This window comes from Roseibium sediminis (assembly GCF_008711325.1).
Taxonomy (GTDB): domain Bacteria; phylum Pseudomonadota; class Alphaproteobacteria; order Rhizobiales; family Stappiaceae; genus Roseibium; species Roseibium sediminis.
This window is the reverse complement of record NZ_VXDB01000006.1, coordinates 117,069-136,421: the sequence shown is the minus strand read 5'-3', so window position 1 is coordinate 136,421 and position 19,353 is coordinate 117,069. Positions and strand designations below refer to the sequence as shown.

17 protein-coding genes are annotated in these 19,353 nt (G+C 58.2%); 12 read left to right on the top strand and 5 right to left on the bottom strand.

Annotated elements, in window-relative coordinates; translation table 11 throughout:
- Positions 1-652 precede the first annotated feature (652 nt).
- Complete coding sequence (locus F0155_RS07870) at positions 653-2,041, top strand: coiled-coil domain-containing protein (protein WP_150523949.1); 1,389 nt, start codon at positions 653-655, stop codon at positions 2,039-2,041.
- A gap of 111 nt (positions 2,042-2,152) precedes the next feature.
- Here the strand turns inward: F0155_RS07870 and F0155_RS07865 are convergent, their stop codons facing one another.
- On the bottom strand, positions 2,153-2,458 hold the full coding sequence (locus tag F0155_RS07865) for an ATP-dependent Clp protease adaptor ClpS (protein WP_150523948.1): 306 nt from the start codon (positions 2,456-2,458) through the stop codon (positions 2,153-2,155).
- A 226-nt stretch (positions 2,459-2,684) separates the two neighbouring features.
- Here F0155_RS07865 and F0155_RS07860 point away from each other — a divergent pair, with 226 nt between their 5' ends.
- The 4 genes from F0155_RS07860 to F0155_RS07845 all read left to right on the top strand — a co-directional run bounded on the left by F0155_RS07860 (position 2,685) and on the right by F0155_RS07845 (position 6,261).
- Positions 2,685-3,221, top strand: a complete 537-nt coding sequence (locus tag F0155_RS07860) for a chalcone isomerase family protein (protein WP_208999179.1) — start codon at positions 2,685-2,687, stop codon at positions 3,219-3,221.
- Between the two features lie 20 nt (positions 3,222-3,241).
- Positions 3,242-4,522 (top strand): MFS transporter, encoded by a 1,281-nt coding sequence (locus F0155_RS07855; RefSeq protein WP_208999178.1) that lies wholly within the window; start codon positions 3,242-3,244, stop codon positions 4,520-4,522.
- Between the two features lie 58 nt (positions 4,523-4,580).
- On the top strand, positions 4,581-4,934 hold the full coding sequence (locus F0155_RS07850; protein ID WP_150523945.1) for a DUF6665 family protein: 354 nt from the start codon (positions 4,581-4,583) through the stop codon (positions 4,932-4,934).
- Between the two features lie 349 nt (positions 4,935-5,283).
- Positions 5,284-6,261 (top strand): DUF1402 family protein, encoded by a 978-nt coding sequence (locus tag F0155_RS07845; RefSeq protein ID WP_192913779.1) that lies wholly within the window; start codon positions 5,284-5,286, stop codon positions 6,259-6,261.
- A 149-nt stretch (positions 6,262-6,410) separates the two neighbouring features.
- Here the strand turns inward: F0155_RS07845 and F0155_RS07840 are convergent, their stop codons facing one another.
- Positions 6,411-7,097 (bottom strand): MBL fold metallo-hydrolase, encoded by a 687-nt coding sequence (locus tag F0155_RS07840; protein ID WP_244303482.1) that lies wholly within the window; start codon positions 7,095-7,097, stop codon positions 6,411-6,413.
- A 148-nt stretch (positions 7,098-7,245) separates the two neighbouring features.
- Here F0155_RS07840 and F0155_RS07835 point away from each other — a divergent pair, with 148 nt between their 5' ends.
- The 6 genes from F0155_RS07835 to F0155_RS07810 all read left to right on the top strand — a co-directional run bounded on the left by F0155_RS07835 (position 7,246) and on the right by F0155_RS07810 (position 12,180).
- Positions 7,246-8,337 carry a DUF1176 domain-containing protein gene (locus F0155_RS07835; RefSeq protein ID WP_150523942.1) on the top strand — a complete coding sequence of 364 codons (1,092 nt, stop codon included), beginning with the start codon at positions 7,246-7,248 and terminating at the stop codon, positions 8,335-8,337.
- Positions 8,338-8,556: 219 nt separating this feature from the next.
- On the top strand, positions 8,557-9,378 hold the full coding sequence (locus F0155_RS24025; RefSeq protein WP_208999177.1) for a cold-shock protein: 822 nt from the start codon (positions 8,557-8,559) through the stop codon (positions 9,376-9,378).
- Between the two features lie 170 nt (positions 9,379-9,548).
- The gene (locus F0155_RS07825; RefSeq protein WP_150523941.1) at positions 9,549-10,055 is read left to right on the top strand and encodes a GNAT family N-acetyltransferase; all 507 of its coding nucleotides are present in this window, start codon (positions 9,549-9,551) and stop codon (positions 10,053-10,055) included.
- On the top strand, positions 10,052-10,900 hold the full coding sequence (locus F0155_RS07820; protein WP_150523940.1) for a 23S rRNA (adenine(2030)-N(6))-methyltransferase RlmJ: 849 nt from the start codon (positions 10,052-10,054) through the stop codon (positions 10,898-10,900). Before F0155_RS07825 ends, F0155_RS07820 begins: the two co-directional genes overlap by 4 nt.
- Before the next feature lie 88 nt (positions 10,901-10,988).
- Positions 10,989-11,408: a hypothetical protein gene (locus tag F0155_RS07815; RefSeq protein ID WP_208999175.1), complete on the top strand. Its 420-nt coding sequence runs from the start codon at positions 10,989-10,991 to the stop codon at positions 11,406-11,408.
- 124 nt (positions 11,409-11,532) lie between these two features.
- Positions 11,533-12,180, top strand: coding sequence for a glutathione S-transferase family protein (locus tag F0155_RS07810; protein ID WP_150523939.1), 648 nt, complete (start codon positions 11,533-11,535; stop codon positions 12,178-12,180).
- 30 nt (positions 12,181-12,210) lie between these two features.
- Here the strand turns inward: F0155_RS07810 and F0155_RS07805 are convergent, their stop codons facing one another.
- The 3 genes from F0155_RS07805 to F0155_RS07795 all read right to left on the bottom strand — a co-directional run bounded on the left by F0155_RS07805 (position 12,211) and on the right by F0155_RS07795 (position 17,740).
- Positions 12,211-15,405, bottom strand: a complete 3,195-nt coding sequence (locus tag F0155_RS07805; protein ID WP_150523938.1) for an efflux RND transporter permease subunit — start codon at positions 15,403-15,405, stop codon at positions 12,211-12,213.
- On the bottom strand, positions 15,405-16,880 hold the full coding sequence (locus tag F0155_RS07800) for an efflux RND transporter periplasmic adaptor subunit (protein WP_150523937.1): 1,476 nt from the start codon (positions 16,878-16,880) through the stop codon (positions 15,405-15,407). The genes F0155_RS07805 and F0155_RS07800 overlap by 1 nt, the downstream gene beginning before the upstream one ends.
- Before the next feature lie 185 nt (positions 16,881-17,065).
- Positions 17,066-17,740: an outer membrane protein gene (locus F0155_RS07795; protein WP_150523936.1), complete on the bottom strand. Its 675-nt coding sequence runs from the start codon at positions 17,738-17,740 to the stop codon at positions 17,066-17,068.
- A 580-nt stretch (positions 17,741-18,320) separates the two neighbouring features.
- On the opposite strand from F0155_RS07795, the gene F0155_RS07790 reads away from it, so the two are divergent.
- Positions 18,321-19,328 carry a calcium/sodium antiporter gene (locus F0155_RS07790; RefSeq protein ID WP_150523935.1) on the top strand — a complete coding sequence of 336 codons (1,008 nt, stop codon included), beginning with the start codon at positions 18,321-18,323 and terminating at the stop codon, positions 19,326-19,328.
- Positions 19,329-19,353 lie beyond the last annotated feature (25 nt).

Genomic DNA, 19,353 nt, shown 5'->3' with positions numbered 1-19,353 from the left:
ATCGGTCGTGCTGCAAGCCATCCGCTTCCCCCTGCCTCCTCCGGTTTCAATAGATCCCCGATCAAGTCGGGGATGACGCGCTGAGGGTGTATGCGCGGCGGAGAAGATGAACCAATCGCCCTGCACGCCCCCCCACTTGCGCCGCCCCGGACCTGATCCGGGGCCTTCTCGTTGCGCAAGAGGTCCCGGCTTAGAGCTTCGGGCGTTTTGTATAAAACGCCCGAAGATGCCCGTTCACTTCTGGATCGATCAGCTTTGGGCGCTTATTCAACTTGCTGACCGGATTGCCTCTCCACACCCTTGTTAATATATGGTTAATGCGCAGGGACCGATGGTCGCGGCGGGCTGGAAGGCAGAGGGGAACTGGGGTTTGGCGATGCCGTGCATTCGCGCGAGGAACCGCGGAAACCCGCGAGAGACCCGCTTTCGACAATAGGATTATCCAACCCCCAAGACTCTGGGGAAAAGATGATATAAACTGTCTGTAAATGTGGACTTCGGCGTGAGTCGTTGCGTCACCAAGCAATACACAGATAATCTCCCCTGCCGAGAAACGCGCAGGCACTGGGCGCATATGCATCGGAGGCATCAGGAGCAGCGTATGGGAATTTTCTCCAAAACACCGCGATCACCAGAAACGGGACAGACCGCGATGTCGGAAACGCAGAAATCCACCACCGCACCGGAAGAAACAAAGGCCGAGGAAACTCGGTCCAACGTCCAGCACCTGTCGCCCTTCGCCATCAAGATGCAGGAGAAGATGCACGCGCTGGATGGCCTGAAGACGCGCCTTGGCGGGCTGTCGCAGGCGTTTGACCAGATGAGCGCGCTGGCCTCCGAAAACCGCAACAGCATCATGCTGATGTCGGAATTCGTCGAGGCATCCCGCGTTCACGTGGAAACCGAAATCCGGTTGAAGTCCGAAAACGCAAAGATCTCGACCGATCTTCTGGACGCCAACCACAAGGTCGGCTCCCTGTCGACCCAGCTGGAAGAGGCCCAGGCGGAAGTGCATTCGCTGCGCAAGCGCCTGACCGAAACCCGCACGGCGCTGGAAACCGCGCGCAACGAGCTGATCTCCATCCGCGACAACAACAAGAAGGTCAACGAGGAGTACCGGGCCCAGAGCGCGGAACTCGTGGAAGCCAATTCGCAGATTTCCGAGCTGTCCGGCTCGCTGGTGGATTTCAAGGCCAAGTACAAGACGCTGGAAAATCTGGCCGAAAGCCTGCAGTCCAATCTGGACGACATCACCAAGCGCGAAAAGGAACTGCAGCAGAACCTGTCCGAGAGCGCTGCCCTTCTTGAAGAAGAAGTCAAGAAGAACAACGCCGCGACCAGCGAGCTGGAAGCCGTGAAGCGGCAGGTAGTGGATTTCCGGAACGACAATATCGACCTGAAGTCCCATCTGGATGTCGCCAATCAGGAACTGGCCTATTCCAAGACCCGTCTGGAAGACGAGCAGCGCAAGCATGACAACGAAGTCTACGCGCTGAACGCGGAAATCGAGAACCTGTCCTCGCAGCGCCGCATCGGCGCGCAGTCCATGCAGGAACTGACCCGCGAGAATTCGCAGATCAAGGAGCGTAACCGCGACCTGATCAAGCGCATGCAGGAGATCGAGCATCTTCTGGACAGCGCGCAGAAAAACCACGAAAAGGACCGCGACGAACTTCTGTCCACCAATGCGAAGCTGCGCGAGCTGAACCTGCGTTACAATTCTGCCTTGACCGATCTCAACCACGAGCGCAACCAGAACAAGCGCTACACGGAGCAGCTGGAAGAGCTGGTGGACGAGAACAAGACGCTGCAGCGCTTCAAGATTCAAGTCGACACGGCCAACGAGCAGATCATCCAGCTCAAGGGCGTCATCTCCAATTACCAGCGCGCCATGGAAGGCCGTGGCCCGGCGGAAATGCTTGGCCTGACCGACAATTACGGCCCGGCGGAAGAACTCGGCCTGACCGAAACCGGCCATGCGGACGAGGATGATGAGGACGACAACAAGATCGTCAAGCTGCGCGATGACAGCAAGGACTGACGAGAACGTCGATCTGACCGCACGTCAAACCTAATAACAAAAAGGCCCGCCGGATTGGCGGGCCTTTTTTGGTATCGCAGGTCACGAAAGGCCGGGTCACGAAAGGTCTGATCACTCTTCCGGTTCAACGAGGAACTTCAGCGGATAGCCCATGCGCTGGGCGGTTTCCGTGGCGCGGGAGACCTTTGTTTCGGCAATGTCACGCGGATAGACAGACACGAGGCTTGCGCCCTTTTGATGGGCGGCCTGCATCACCCGCTCGGCGCGGCTGTCATCCAGACGAAACTCGCCTTTCAGGACCAGAACAACAAACTCCGCCGGGGTGTAGTCGTCGTTCAGAAGGATGACCTGAAACCGCTTGGGGCGTTCCAGCTTTTCACGCACGGACGGGCGTGTCTTGAGTTCCGTATCACTCATGGCGTCTCGCACACTTGGTTTGCCGGGCGTGCCGGTCAATCAATTCTGAAAGGTCGGGAATGGAAAACCGGCGAACTTCCGCCACGTTTCGGCGTCCTTTTACCTCTGAATTCCCTTTTCGGCAACTTCTTTTGCTGCATGGCACCCATGCCACCGCTCTCCCGCGCCTCAGATCCAGTGGCCAGAGCGCTGCGTAAAGACATCACACGCAGCAATGGAGAGCAGAATGAAACGTGTCTGGAAAGCCGGCCCTTTCGCGCTTGCGGTGATGGTGTTTGCAGCCTGTCTTCCCGGGTTTGCGGCAGCCGATGCCGCGCTGCAAACCGTTCCCAATGCCCGACTGGTTGGCGAAGGTCAGATGCGGTTTCTCGGGTTTCGCATCTTCAATGCGCAATTGTTTGCTCCTGAAGGGACCTACGATCCCCGGCAACCGTTCGCCCTGCGCCTCACCTATCTGCGCGACTTCAAGGGCACGGCCATTTCCAGCCAGACCATAGAGGAGCTGCAACGGCTTGGCGTGACGGACAAGGCCCGCCTCACCGACTGGAAGAACCAGATGGATACGATTTTCCCGAATGTGAAGTCCGGACAGACCATCACCGGTGTACGGACCAAGGGCGGGCAGACCGAGTTCCATTTCCAGGGCCGCAAGATCGGCACCATTTCGGATCGGGACTTCACCCGCGTCTTCTTTGACATCTGGCTTGGAACCAGAACCAAGAACCCGTCTTTGCGCGCGCGCCTGGTAGGCCAACAAACATGAATGACACCGGAGCTCGGCAAGTGAGCCCCCTCCCGGATCGATCCAATGTCCTTTCGCTCCGACTTCTTGGCACCTATGGCTTCATGGCATTTCCGCTCGCCTTTGCCGGGCTACCCATCTACCTGCATGCCCCGGACTTTTACGCAACGTCTCTCGGTGTTTCCCTGTCGCTGCTCGGCTTTATGCTGCTCGGCCTGCGGTTGGTGGACGCGGTTCAGGACCCATGGATCGGCAGTCTGAGCGACCGGTTTGCCGACCGGCGCCCATTGATCATTGTCTTCGGACTTGTCCTGCTTGGCGCAGGGTTCTGGATGATCTTCCATCCGGCAACGCAAGTACCACTCATCTGGTTTGCCGTTTCCGTCCTGCTTTGCACGACGGGTTTTTCCATCGTGTCGATCAATCTGCAGTCGGTCGGCGGGCTATGGAAGACCAATGAAGGCAACCGGACAATTGTCTCGGGCGTCCGCGAAGCCTTCGGTCTTTTGGGTCTTCTTTGCGCAGCAGTCGTCCCGGTCATTCTCAGCAGACTGCATGGCCCGCAGCAAGCCTATCACCTTCTGTCTCTCCTGTTCCTGCCGCTCCTGACTGTCGGCGGACTGCTGTTTCTTGGTTGGCTGAAGGCAGCCCCCTTGTCTTTGGCGGATGCGTCCGCCCCTCGCGCAAGCTGGAGAGAGGTTCTGCGTTCTCCCTGGCAACGACGGTTCTTTGCCGTCTGCCTGCTGAACTCGCTGGCAAGCTCCATCCCCGCCGTGTTGGTGTTGTTCTTCATACGCGACCGCCTTGATGCCGAAAGCCTGACGGGGCTTTTTCTTGTTTTGTATTTCCTGTCAGGCGCGATCTCGATGATGTTCTGGGCTGCACTTGCAAGGCGCATGGGCAAGGTCCGCGCGTGGCGCACCTCCATGGGACTGGCCTGCATCACCTTCGTCTGGGCTGTCTTTCTCGGACAAGGCGACATACCGGCCTTTGCCGCAATCTGCATTCTTTCAGGTCTGGCCCTCGGTGCAGATTTGGCCCTCCCCCCGGCCATTCTGGCGGATCACGTTGCGCATACAGGACAGGAGGCTGACTCCACGAGGCTTTACGCGGTCCTTGCCTTTACGACAAAGGCGGCTCTTGCTTTGGCCACCGGCATCACACTGCCGCTCCTTGGCCTGCTGGGCTATGAACCCGGCCAGACGGCCACCGGTCATGCCGCGCTTGCCCTGAACCTTGCCTATGCCGGTCTACCCTGCCTCATGAAAACCAGCATTTTGCTTTGGCTGAACAAGAACGGCCCTATGCTTGCATCGCATTGAGCGCCTGTGACAGGGTACGCTCAACTGCATCCATTTTCTGGAGACGAAGGTTCCTGCCATGACGGTTCGCCCGCCAAAATCCCTGTCCGCAAAGATGAGTGATCCACTTGAGGCAATCCTTGGGCAGGACATTTTGTCGGAGAAGATATCCGCCCTGTCACATGCAAACAAAAAGCTGGAAAGAGCGCTTGAGGAGCTCGCGATTGCGACAGATGGGCAGGGTCCAAATCGGGAAGATGCTGACATTGCGTTTTCGCTCGCCTGCGAAGCTCTGTGGCACGTCCTCATCCAGCGAGAACTGTGCGGCTTCAATCGCCATACCGAATTCCTCAACGAAATGAATGTTCCCAAGCGCGTGCGGCTTCACGCCGGTCCAAGGTGTCTTGCTCCGGCAGCCGGTCAAAATGCATAACAGCCGCCGTTTTCCGCGCCTGTCTTGTGGTTTCCACCTTGCATCGCCTCTCCGATTGCGGCATTTCAAGGGGTGTGAGGGACAGATGGCGGGTTTGGACTTCATGTCAGCATCATCAATGCGAAATGTGTGTGCATCCATTGACCAAACGGAAGCAACATAGTTGCATTGGCGTGACCTTCATGGTGACTAAGGGCGGTTGGAATCGCCTTGCTGAGCAACAATTATTGCCAGAGGATCGAGGCGTTTTCAGGCCGGGAACCTCCAGAAGCAGGACCGTCGGGTACCAGGTATGAGCGAAGTTCAATTGCCAACAGCCAATTTCAAGCAAAGCATTGCGTTCCGGAAAATCCGTAAAGGTCTCTCCCTTCCGTTGATCGTCGTGGCCACCTTGTTTTCCGCAGCCACATTTTCGTTGGGGACCAGCGAGAGTACGGCCCAGGTCGTCAATGTCCGCAAGGTTCCCGAAGGCAATCGCTTCAAGTCCCAGCCGAGCATTCCTTATGCTTCCGCACGCCGGACAGCCGCTGGAAAGTCATCCTACGATGCGAAATTCGACAAGGTTGTCGCTGTCCTCAAGAGAGACAGCCAGCTCATCGGATCCATCAAACGGATCTCGAAATCCTACGGTATCGATCCGATCCACATGATCGGCGCCATCGTCGGTGAACACACCTACAATTACGACAGTCTGGATAGCGCCCAGTCCTATTATGTGAAGGCGCTGACCTATGCCGGCATCGACATGAGCTTCGAGCATGATGGCGTGCATGTGGAGAAATTCGTCGAGCACGCGCAGTTTGACCGCTGCAGGAAAAAGGGAAAGACACCCGACAGCAATTCGCTGTGGTCCTGCTATGAACGCGTATGGAACAGCACCTTCAAGGGCCGCACCGTGGATGGCACCCGCTATCCGAAAACGAATTTCAATGAAACTTTCTTCCAGCCGCTTTTTGCCGGTCAGAGCTTTGGGCTCGGGCAGCTGAGCCCGCTGACGGTCCTAAAAATGACGGACCGTGTTGCGCGTCAAAGCCGGAACCGGAAGCTTGATGCGTCTGATGCAGCCGATGTGTACCGGGCAACCATGGACCCGAACATTTCCCTGCATTACATGGCCGCCGTCATTCAGGATTCCATAGAAGCCTACAAGAAAGTGGCGAAGGTCGATATCTCGACCAATCCCGGGCTGACAGCCACGCTCTACAATCTTGGAGATCCTTGGTCACGCGCAGCCAAGTTCCGCAGAAGCGGGACGGCATGGCCGCGCGAGAACTATTATGGCTGGCTGGTCAATGATCGGATCAAGGATCTGGAAGGCATTCTCTAGGGCACGCCCCGCATTCACGAAACCGCTCGACGCACCCTAAATAGTTGACTTTTTGCGCCTCCGGACGGCGAACCGGTATCCGCTTCGCCTGGAAACGCCTTAGGCTCCTGCCCTCCACGCCCTTCCAGATCGCCAGCGTCAGTTGCCGATTACCTCAAAAACGGATTTGTCTGCCGCTCATGGCCAATCGTCGATGCCTCTCCATGTCCGGGGAGAAATGACACATCGTCACCCAGCGGCAGGAGCTTGTCCTTGATGGACCTGATCAGGGTGTCGTGATCCCCGAGCGGCAGATCGGTTCTGCCGATCGACCCGGCAAAAAGCACATCACCTGACAGGGCAAAGCGAAGCTCGCGATCGAAAAAGACAACATGTCCAGGTGCATGACCCGGGCAATGGAGCACCTCGAAGCTGCGCCCGGCAAACTCGACCGTGTCGCCTTCACTCAGCCACTGGTCGGGGCTGACCGGCTTTACATCCGGAAGCCCGAACTGACGCGCCTGATCGGCCACGCGTTCGATCAGCGGCAAATCCGCCTCATGCGGCCCGATGACCTTTACCCCCAGAGCAGCGGCCAGATCTGCTGCTCCGCCAATGTGGTCGATGTGACCATGAGTGAGGACAATCTTTTCAACCTTGACCCCGTGCTCTTCGACGACCTTCAGGATGATTTCAACATCACCACCTGGATCAACGACCGCACCCGCCATGGTCTCGGGCGACCAGATCAGCGAACAATTCTGCTGGAAGGGAGTGACCGGTATTACCACGATCTTGACCGGAGGCTCCTGGGCAGGATTGGTGTTTGAGTTCGTTTGGTCACCGGAATTCGTCAAGATCGCATCCTTTGAGGTTGGAAGTTGAAACAAATGAACAAATATGAACTGCTTATTGCAGCCTGAGCGCTTCACCTTCGACTGGGCATTTCGTACAAGAAGTTGACCAGATTGAACACCCATTGAACGAACACGGACACCGGACCGGATGATTTACGGCCTATCGCGCATTTTTCTGGCTTTCTCCCTCTGGCTGGTTTCCGCCCATCTGGCTTCTGCGGAAGGCGCCCGATCCAATCCCGTTTTCGAGACATGGTCAGTTGATTGCTCAAACACCGGCTTGTGCCTGACATCTACCTATGTCCGCGAGCAGGCAGCCTGGCTGGATTTCCGACTGGTGCGCGACTGGCCTGCCCAGTCCGGTGCATTGATCCGCCTGACGACAAACCAGGGCCTGAAAGCCGATGGCAGCATCCGCTTTTCTGTCGACGGCCAACTTCTGGAAGAACTCCCGGTGGCGCAACTTCGGGAGATCCAGCCTTCGATCACGACACCTCGCGGCTTCGTCCCCATTGGCGGCGAGGGCTTCTGGTATCCGACTGGCGCAGCGACAAAGGCCCTTCTGACTGCAATGCATGCCGGAAAGGAGCTTGTGGTCGAACTTCCGGTCGAGCCAAACGCCCTTACGGTGAAGGTACCCCTATCCGGGCTTGACCCGGCGATGGCATGGCTCGATCGCAAACAGGCGCGCGATGGCACGCGCACAGCACTGCTCCTGACCGGCGATGGCGAAACGAAAGACGCGCCCCACGCAATCGCCATTACCGACCCAGACCTGCTGCCGCCACTCGTCGCGGAGAACTGGAACTTCGGGCGTTTTTGCTCTGATATCGAACCAGCCATGTTTGCAGGTCTTGGGTCCGTGGCAGCAGCCTTTCCGGACAACTCGACACTTTACCTGCTGCCTTGCGGGGCACCTGCCGCGTTCAACATCGCCTATGTGGCGATTCTCGCCAGTCCCGACGGAAAAGTGCGTCAGCTGAGCTTTGCGCGCATGTCAGATGCTGGCCCGACAGCCACGGACCTTGTCTACAACGCGAAGTGGAATCCCAAGGAACTTCAGCTGGACGGCCTTTTTGCTGCCTCCGGTCTGGCCGAGTGCGGCATTTGGAATCGCTGGAAATGGACCGGGTTGACATTTGCCCTGACAGAGGAAGCTACACGCTCTACGTGTAACGGCAAACCTTCTTCGCCGGATGAATGGGAAACGACCTGGCCGCCTCGTAAATACGACGAATAGTTGTTTTTCGAAGGATTTTCTTGCGAATTGGCCGTTCTCAGACATATGATGGTTACGCAGCGGACTGGATAGGGATGCGGCATCCTTGTTACAACCCAATCCTGTGGTGTTGACGAACGGCAATTATGCTCGTTCTGCGGGAGTGGCTCGTATTAAACTATGAGCATTATCAATGGGTAGAGTGCCTTCAGGGCGGCACAAACTTAAGGTGATTTACTAATGCACGATGGTGATTCGGACCGGCGTTCGCGTGGTCGGCGCGGAGGCAAGCGCGACTTCGACGGTCCGCAAGACTTCGGCAACGACTTTGGCGGCGGTGACTACAGCGGTGGCTACGGCGATCGCGGCGGGAAGCGATACGGCGGCGGACGAGACAACAATTACGGCGATCAAGGTGGTGGCCGTGGTGGCTATGGCGGCGGTCGTGAAGGCGGCTACGGCGGAGGCCGCGAAGGCGGCTACGGCGGTGGTCGCGAGGGCGGCGGTTACGGTGGAGGCCGTGACGGTGGCTATGGCGGCGGACGCGAAGGCGGCGGCTACGGTGGCGGCCGTGAAGGCGGTGGTTACGGCGGCGGTCGTGAAGGCGGCGGACGTGGTGGCTACGGCGGTGGCGGACGCGAAGGCGGCGGTTACGGTGGCGGCGGTGGTCGTGAAGGCGGCTATGGTGGCGGCGGCAACCGTGAGGGTGGCTATGGTGGCGGACAAGGTGACGGCGCGCAGCGTCCTCCTCGTCGGTTCGGCCAGGACAGCCGTCCCCCGATCGAACGCGGCCCGCGCCAGAACGGTACCGTGAAGTTCTTCAAGTCCGACAAGGGCTTTGGGTTCATCACGCCGGATGCAGGCGATGCCGATGTTTTCGTGCACATTTCTGCAGTTGAGCGTTCCGGCATGACCGCTCTAGACAGCGGCCAGCGGGTTTCCTTTGAAACCGAACCGGATCGTCGCGGCAAGGGCCCGAAAGCAGTCAACCTGCAGGAAATTGCGGGCGATGACGCTGCGGACGTTGATGCAGACATGCAGGCAGACGCCGACGCGGAATAAGCCCTAGAGTCTTTTGACTTGGGACAGTTTAGGAAGGCACACGGGAAACCGTGTGCCTTCATGCTTTTGGTCCCGCTTACAGCACGTCCCCTTCACCGCGGCGGCTGCGGTTTCCATTGCGTTTGAGACCGCCCGACGATAGAGGAAGCAACTCTTCCTTCCCAACGAGTATGACCTTGACCGACACCATCACTATTCGACCCTACACTTCAACCGACGCTGATCGCCTTGTGGCAATCAATGCTGCGGCAGTCCCCGCGACGAACCTGATCACCCGAGCGGAACTTGAAGAGCTGGTCGCCTCTGCCCTTGTCTGTCTTGTTGCGGAGAGGAACGGAGAACCAATGGGTTTCCTCCTCTGTCTTGGCGAAGGACTGGCATACGAGAGCGCGAACTATCGTTGGCTAAGCCGGCAGCGCAACCGGTTCGCCTACATCGACCGGATCTGTGTGGACGAGGCCGCCCGCGGGAACCGTATCGGCGAAAAGCTCTATTTCGGCTTGTTCCAGTCTCTCGCCGGAACAAAACGCCCGTTTGTCTGCGAAGTGAACAAGCGTCCGCCAAATCCGGGCTCGCTCCGGTTTCATGAAAGACTTGGCTTTGCCCAAATCGGTGAAGAAGATCACGGTGAAAAAGCCGTCATCTTCATGGAAAGGGCTTTAGAGGACGCACGATGAACTATCGCCATGCCTACCACGCCGGAAATATTGGCGATGTTCTCAAACATGCTGTTCTGGCCAGGCTGATCGTCTACCTGCAGCGCAAGGACAAGCCCTTCCGCATATTCGACACACATGCCGGGATCGGCCTTTACGACCTGACCTCCGAAGAAACCCAAAAGACGGGCGAATGGCAGCAAGGCATTGCAAAGGTTCTTGCCAACAAGGCCCCCGAGCCGGTGGCGGCGCTTTTGGCCCCTTGGCTCAATGTGCTTTCGGACATGAACCCTGATGCGGACCTGAGATACTACCCCGGCTCACCGATGCTTGCGCGCAAACTCCTGCGCAAGATCGACCGTCTGACATTGACCGAGCTTCATCCTGCGGACTTCAAGACGCTGTCTGACCGGTTTGAAGGCGACCATCAGGTCAAGACCATTCATCTCGACGGCTGGCTGGCGCTGGGCAGTTTCCTGCCCCCGAAGGAAAAACGGGGCCTTGCCATCATCGATCCGGCCTTCGAAGTCACTGACGAATTCGAGCGCATGGGCAAGGCCGTGATCACCGGATATCGCAAATGGTCGACCGGGATCTATGCGCTCTGGTATCCGTTGAAGGACAGGAGAGCTGCGGCCAGAATGCACCGTTCTTTCGAGGAGGCAGGCATCCGCGATATGCTTGCCCTTGAACTCAATGTCGGGCAATCCGGCCCGGACACCGTCATGCTAGGCTCCGGCATGACCATCATCAATTCCCCCTTCGTGCTTGAAGACGAGATGAAAACCCTCCTTCCCTGGCTGTCCGATTGTCTTCGGCAAGGGCCGGGCGCCGGGTGGAAAGTCGAGCGGATCATCGCCGAGTAAGTTCCGCAGGGACCGATTGCTTGACCTCTCCCTGACCATGGCGCAAGGTTTCACTCGATACTTCTGACAGGGATGAGGCGGGCGAAACATGATGCGCGGTTTTAAGGTTGGCCTGTTGGCCGCCATGGTGTGTATGCCGACTGCAGGCCCGTCCCTTGCTCATCCCTCTGGAGGTGCACGACTGCCTTCATGTGATGCGGGCAGCGTTCAATCAGCGGTCGCCCGCACCATGTCCCGTGCCCGCAAGGACTATAACGACGGTTTGCGGATCACGGGCCTTAACCGGATCAGCCAATCCCGCCTTGATGCCGGGGGGACCAGCGTGATTGCGCGGCGGTATTGCAGGGCAAGGGCAGACCTTTCAAACGGCTCTGTGCGAACCGTCTATTACGTGCTTGAGGAAGACAACGGCTTCGTCGGTATCGGCTGGGCTGTTCGAGCCTGTATTCCCTCTGCCGACAAGTGGCACGTCTACGGCAATGCCTGCAGCACGACCCGTCCGCGCTGATGCAGCAAACAAGACGGCGCTTCTTCAAATGACCTTGCGCGCAATCTTCTTTTGATCAAGATGGGCATTTCCTGACCCCGGCGTCCTGCCGCATCGTCTCACCACACATGATTGGGAGCCAGCAATGCTTGTCCTCCGTTCGTCTCCGCCGTCCCCGTTTGGACGGAAAGTCAAGATCGCCGCAGCCGTCCTTGGGCTGAAGGACCGTATTGAGGTTCAGGACGCGCAAACGGCAGATCCTGCCGACAGCCTGCGCAGCCAGAACCCGCTCGGCAAGATCCCCGCATTGATTCTGGAAAACGGCGACGTCCTCTATGACAGCCGCGTTATCGTCGAATATCTCGATTTTCTGGCTGGCGGCGGAAAGATCATTCCGACCGGAGAAGACCGCTTCCCGGTGCTTCGCCTTCAGGCTTTGGCCAATGGCATCATGGATGCCGGCATTCTTCAGGTTTACGAAAAGCGGTTCCGGCCGGAGGAAAAGCGGTTTGATGACTGGCTGTCCTATCAGGCTGCCAAGGTAGACCGCGCATTGAGCCATCTTGAGGCCAACCCGCCCAAGACCGTCTCCGGCGACGCAGATGTGGATGCGGGCAACATCGCACTGGCCTGCGCGCTCGGGTATCTCGATCTGCGGTTTGGCGGCGAATGGCGTACCAGTTATCCCAAACTGGCAAGCTGGGTGGATGCGTATGAAGCAGCCGTTCCCGCCTTCGCCAAGACCAAGCAGCCACCGGCGCCGATCCCCAACGATCCTGCCCCGCTGCGATAAGTCATACCAACTTCATAAGACCAGAACCCATCAGGCGGCGGGACGTTCCCCGCCGCCAAGCGGCTTTCTCCGGCGAAGTCCGTGACGGCCAAGCCGCAGACCTGAACTGATAAACCGCCCGAAATCCTGTTGCACGGCCAACAGCGCCGGAGTTACCAGCAACACGATGAAAAGGCCGACACCCAGCCCATAGGCAAGTGTCACGACTGTCGGCAACAGGAACTGAGCCTGTCGGCTGGTCTCGAACAAGAGCGGCGTAAGTCCGCAGACAGTGGTCGCACTGGTCAGAACAACCGCTCTCAAACGGTCACACACCCCATCCACAATCGCCTGTCGCACCGGCTTCGTCTCCGAATACTCGTCGATGGACGTCACCAGAACGATGGAATCGTTGATGATGATCCCGGCCATGCCGATAAAGCCGACGACCGAGAACATCGAGAGCGGAATATTGTGCAGATGGTGCCCCCAGATCATCCCGATCGCCCCGAAGGGAATGATGATCATGATGACCAGCGGTCTCGTCCATGACGCAAAGATCCAGCACAGCGTGAGATAGATGCCGGCAAGGCAGAGGGCAAACCCGATAGAGGCTTCCGAAAGGAAGGACTGTTCCTGCTCGGCCAGTCCCCCGAGTTCGCTCTTCACGTCGAATTCCGCTGCCAGCTGAGGCAGGAGTTCATCCTGCAAGAGCGTCATCACCCGGTCGGCAGCAACCGGATCATCTTCCGAAATGTCGCCGGTCACCCGCAAGGTTCGCAGGCCGTTGTCTCGCACGATGGAGGCAAAGCCGTTGCTGCTGTTGATCGAGACAATCTCGCTCAAGGACACATAGGTTCCGGACGGGCTGCGCAGCCGGGTTTCATGAATGAAGGAGGCGTGGGTCTCCTCCTCCGGCAGGCTGACCTTTACGCTTGCCGTCCGGCGCCCGACCGGGAATTCGGCAACCTCAATGCCCTCAAGCCGGTTTCGAAGCGCACGGGCAACCGTATCGGTCGAAAAGCCCAGCGCTTCGCCCTTCGGTGTCAGGGACAAGGTCAGCTCCGGCTTGTCGAAAGCCATCGTGTCTTCAAGCGCGCTGACACCCGGAAGGGCGGCAAGTGACTGCTTCAGGCTTTCCGCGGCCGCCTTCAACTGCTCTGTGGTCGGGCCATACAGAGCGACATCAATCGCATCACCGCCCGGACCGGACCGCTCGCCCCGAAGGGCCAGTGTTTCCAGAAGAGGCGACTTGCGGATCTCGTCCCGCCATTCGCCGATGAACTGAAAGGCCGAATAGGGTCTCAGATCCGGGTCAATCAGCTCGATCGACAAGCCCCCGAGCTGGTCGGGATCCTTGCTGTCCGCGCTGCGCAGTCCGCGCCCGGCGGTATCTCCAACCGTTGCCAGAGCAAAGTCCACCGGCGCGCGCCCATATGTCTCGGCATAGCGGGCATCGACCACATCCAAGGCCCGCTCCATCTCGGCGATCATCGCTTTCGTGTCAGTGCGCGTTGCACCGGGCATCATGGCGATATTGGCTGATATGACGCTCTGTTCCGGAGCATTGAAGAACCGCCAGCGAACAGATCCGTCAAAAAACAGACTGAGAGACAGAAGCAGGCACATGACAGCGCCGCCAAGCACCGCGAGGCGCGCTGCTATCACGAACTCCACGAAGGGCCGAAACAGGGTCTCGCGGAACCATCTGAACCCACGATTGAACTGCCGGTTCGGCCAATCGAACCAGCGCTCCTTCTGGCTCGCTGCAAGCGCATGGCGCATATGGGCTGGCAGGATGAGAAAGGACTCGATCAAACTGGCAACCAGCACAACGCCGACAGTGAAAGGAATGTCACCTACCAGTGTGCCAAATCTTCCGCCGATGAACACCAGACCGGCAAAGGCAATGAGCGTCGTAATTGAGGCACTGAAAACCGGCGCTGTCATGCGTCTGGCCGCAAGGCTTGCAGCTTCCGCTGGCGAATAGCCCTTGCGCGACAGAGAGTCTGCATGTTCGCCAACCACGATGGCATCGTCGACGACAATGCCAAGGCAGATGATCAGCGCAAACAGCGAGATCATGTTCAAGGTCACGCCGAAGGCGTACATCATCGCAATGGTAGCAGCCATGGCAACGGGAATGCCGGCAGCCACCCAAAACGCAGTCCGGGCCGAAAGAAACAGAAACAGGAACCCGAGCACCAGAACCAGGCCCCAAAGGCCGTTCTCGATCAGGATATCAAGGCGATCAATGATGCTTTGCGAGCGTGTCTGCGTCAGCTGGACGACGACCCCTTGGGGCATCGTTTCCTGAAACTCCGCCACAAGCCGCTCTACAGACCGCTGAATACGGATCGTGTCTCCGTCCGATCCCCGGTCAACACGCACCAGAATGGCGGGTTGCCCCTTGTGATAATAGGCCCGTCCGCTTTCGACACCTTCCGTGTCTATGGTGCTGACATCCCGCAGATACAGTTTTTCGCCCTGTCCCGGAGCCTTGACAACCACCTCGCCAAGATCAGCTTCACTGCGTCTGGTGATCCCGGTTCGCAGGCGCGCACCGCCGCCGGTCACTTCACCAGCGGGAACAGACTCGATACTCGCCTCAAGCGCCTTGGCGATTTCCTCAAGCGTCAGGTCATGGCGGATCAGCTCCGCCTCGCCCACATTCACGCGGATAACAGGATCAGCGGTGCCTTGAATGGTCACCCGGGTGATACCGCTTTGGAACAGCTTGCTTTGCAGATCCTCGGCAAACTGGGAGAGCTGGTCTATCGAAACCGGTCCAAAAAGCACAATATTGGTGACCCTGTCCCGATAGACGGATCGGCTGACCGAAGGTTCATCGATGCCGTCAGGCAGTGCGGATCGGACCTGATCCACCGCCGCCTTTACCTCATCAGTGGCCTGACCCATGTCCCAGCCATCTTCGAATTCCAGATCAATCGATGCCCGGCCTTCTCTCGCAACAGCACTGGCTTCATCAACTCCGTTGATGGCCAGAAGACGCGCCCCAAGTACCTCGACAACAGCCCGGTCCATGTCCTCCGGGCCAGCACCGGGCCAGGACACATCGACACTGACCCGCTCGATGACGAAGTCTGGAAAGAACTGCGTCCTGATTTTCAGGCCCGCCGCAATGCCACTGAGCAGCATGACGGCGAGCAAAAGGTTCGCCGCCGTGCGATGGCGAACCATATAGTCGAGAAATGACGCAAATTTCGGACCGCCAGGCGACCTCATCATCCGCTCCTGCCACGCCGTTGCTCGATCCGGTCAATTACGGTCTGCGGCACGAGCGGCTTCTTCAGCACGGCAAGAAGACGGGCCTTGCGGTCCTCCGGCATGCGGCTGTTTTCGACGAATTTCTGCAGCTCCGCCCTTTTTTCAGGGGCAAGCGATACCATTTCCTCGCTCGGGTCTGCGTCTGGTTGAGCCGGGCTGGTTCCTGTCTCCCCACCGCGCGGAGAAACCTTCAGCCCAGGCCCCAGATGTGGCAGGCGTTCACGCACATAACTTGTTCCAAAAGGAACATTGGAAACAATCAGGGTGTTTTCCATGCGCCGGAGGATAGTGGTTCTGACTTCGCTCAGTCGGTTGTCCTCGCCGACAACAAGCATCCTGCCGTCTTCCGTGGCCGCCGTCGCCGGCACCTCGGCAACGTTTTGCAGCTCCGGCTCCTGCAAACGCACCGTTACAAAATCGCCGGGACGAAGGATCGTGTCATTGTCGACAACAAGCGCTGCAAAGACGGATCGTCCCGCCTCACCTTCCCCGACAACCGCAGCCACGCGGTCCAGAACACCATTGACCGCAACAGTTCGGTCCCCGAGTTTCAACTCAGCCGTGACGGATGCCGGGATCAGGTCACCCCTGGCGTCCAGAAATCGGGAAAACTGACTGGTGGAGAGAGAAAACCGGGCTTCGAGTGCGTCAGGATCGATCAACAGGCCCAGCGCCTCACTCGGGCTGACCCTGCGCCCAAGAGACGCATCCACCTGATCCAGATATCCGTTGAACGGAGCAACAATGGAGGTTTCGGCCAGCACCCGTTCTGCATTCTTGACCACGATCTCGGCCCGCTCCACCGTCAGGTTCATCCGCTCGATCCGCTTGCGGGCGGTGATCACTGACTGTAGCCGGTTGTTCAAGGACTGCTCGAGCGCGGCGAAGGACAGCTCCTCGGCCTCCACCTGAACTGCCGTTGAATAGCCCCTCTCCTTCAGCTGGCGCTGACGCTCCAGGGCCTGCCTGCGCAGATCCATTTGCCGACGGGCCGCCCCGAGTTCCTGTTCGGCAACAACGACCGCCTCTTCCGCCTCGGCCTTCTGGGCCTGCGCATCGGCAAGACCGGCCTCGGCGTCGAGCAATGCGAATTCCGCATCTGCGGGGTCGATGCGAACCAGAAGCTCCCCTTGAACAACAGCCGCGCCATCACGGAACTTCTTCGCAATGTCGACGATCCGACCGTCCGAACTGGCTCTCAGCTGCAAGGTGCGCCAGCTTTCGATCTCGCCATAAGCTGTCGTGGTGGGCCATACGGTTTGCGGCTGAAAGACGGACACATTGACCGAGTAGCTCCGCTCACGGCCCTGAGGGCGCGCGGAGGCTTCTTCCTGGGTCATTGCCCCTTGCAGGCGGTAGAGACCGAACCCCACCGCAGCTACCGTTGCTGCGATGATGACCAGTCCCAGAATGCCGCGCATCAGGAACTTCATGTAGTGCGTCCTCCAAAGGCCATTTTCCGCCCGATCGGCAATTCCCGCTGCCACGTCGAATAACATCGGAAGAAATAGAACACTTCCCGAAGTTTACCACGCAAATTGTGGTCATTTTGTTCCGCTCAAAACAAAAAACCCGGCGGTGAGGCCGGGTTCTTCTGTGTTATCGCTCTACGACAGGATCAGAACTTGTAGCTGAGACCCAGCCGGACCGTCGAAGTGTCGAGGTCGGTCTTGTACTGGGACCCACCGAGCGAGAAGGTCTCGCTGCCGAAATCCTGATAGATGTATTCGACGCGAGCCGTAATGTTCTGGGTGATTGCACCCTCGACACCAGCACCGGCGGTCCAACCGAAGACCGTGCTGTCATCCGACGCACCATTTGCGTTGATCTTCAGATCGGCAATTGCAAGACCGCCTGTACCATAGACCAGGAAACGGTCCATCGCGTAACCAAGGCGCGCACGCGCGGACGAGTTCCAGGCGGAGCTGGTCTTTACGTTCACGCCGTTGCGTACGGAGTTTTCGTAAAGATCAGTCAGCTGGTAATCGAGCTCGACACCGGCAATGATATTTGGCGTGATGGCAAAATTGTAGCCACCGTGGATACCGCCAGACACCCCATTCGCATCATTGTCGAATGAACCGGTCAACGGCGAGGATGTATCAAATCCACCCCAGGCCCAGCCAATGTTGCCACCGACATAGGCACCGTTCCAGTCAAAGCGACCAGCCGGGGCATAATCCTGCGGCGTATCATAGACCGGCTGGGATTGCGGCAAGTCTGCCGCAAAGGTCGGCGTCACGACCCCAGCTACTGTAGCAAGGGCAAGACCTGCACAGACAAGACGTTTCATGAATAGTACTCCAAAACAGCGTCTGAAACTGATGGGAACAGCCGTCTTGGCGCATTCCCACCCTCCCCCGCTGACTGATATGGGATCAGTTTGTGGCGGATTGATCGGGACAATTGGGAATTTCCAAGGCACATCTGGGCGTTTTGGTGACATGATAAATGGACCGTTAACGCTGTATGGCTTAAGAACCTTGCAGAAGCGATTGGCGAACCTTTTCCCGCGCCAGACTATTGCGTATAAGGCCCGCGATCCCATTTAGGCTGTGTGGACGAATTGGAGACGTATTTCGTGGATCAAACGGCAATAGATGATGGAAAAGGACCTGCAGAACGTATTGGGCATACGTTCAAAGGGACATTTCCTTCAGATTGCAGCCGTTTGACCCACCCGATAGGGCCGGGCCTGCTTCGCCCAAGACAAGGCAAATCCGGCTCGACGATGCACCGCATCGCCTGCGCCAACTTTATCCTGTCTTGAAAGATGCATTTCCCGGCGAAATGCATCTCCAATTCGTCCACACAGCCTGACACTGCATAACACTCTGCACGGCCAATCATACCGACCCCAACCGGACACAAGAATGCTTTTTGAATATCTCAGCCTCCTAGGAGGTCTCGTTGTCCTTATTGTTGCTGGTGATATTCTCGTTAGAGGGTCTGTGGGTGTCGCCCAGAAACTTGGAATACCAAGTCTGGTCATTGGCCTGACAATTGTCGCCTTTGGAACATCTGCACCCGAGCTTGTCATTTCGCTGCAAGCAGGTCTTGAAGGATCTGGCGGCATCGCGATTGGCAACGTGGTAGGATCCAACATCGCCAATGTCCTGCTGGTTCTGGGCCTTCCTGCCCTTATTGCCGCCACGCCTTGCGGGGAAGATGGCGCAACCCGCACGGCCGTTTTCATGGTGGCCGTTTCTGCCGTATTCATCGCCCTTTGCTTCTACATGACCCCGTTGGGCATGGCAGCCGCCGTTGTTCTTCTGGCGCTGCTCGCCGCCTTCCTCGGCGCTCAGGCTTTTGAAGCAATGAAGCACCGCAAGGAATTGAAGCAGAAAGCCGCTGATCGGGAAGCTGGAACCACCGAGTGCGAAGACGACCCGCTTGAGGAAGTGGAAGGCGTTCCGGACGCAATGGGGATCGCGCTTGTCTATATTGCGCTGGGCCTTGTTGGCCTGCCGCTCGGCGCGCATTTCACCATCGAAGGGGCAACCGCCGTTGCCGAAAGTTGGGGCGTCAGCGACGCTGTTATCGCCCTGACCGTCATCGCGCTTGGCACCTCCCTTCCGGAACTTGCCACCACCGTTATGGCGGCCATTCGCCAGCAAGGCGCCGTAGCGATCGGCAACGTGATCGGGTCCAACATCTTCAACCTGCTTGCCATCATCGGCATCACGACCGCCATTGTTCCACTGGAAGTTCCGGCTGAAATCCTGAAACTCGATATCTGGGTCATGCTGGGTTGTGCGGTTCTGTTGCTCGGCCTTGCCGGGTTCCGCATCACCCTTGGAAAAGCCACCGGCTTTGCCCTCACCGTCGCCTATTGCGCCTATATCTACGCGGTTTATTCACTCAGCATCACTTCTGCCTGACTTCTGCCCGATCGCCTTGATCCGA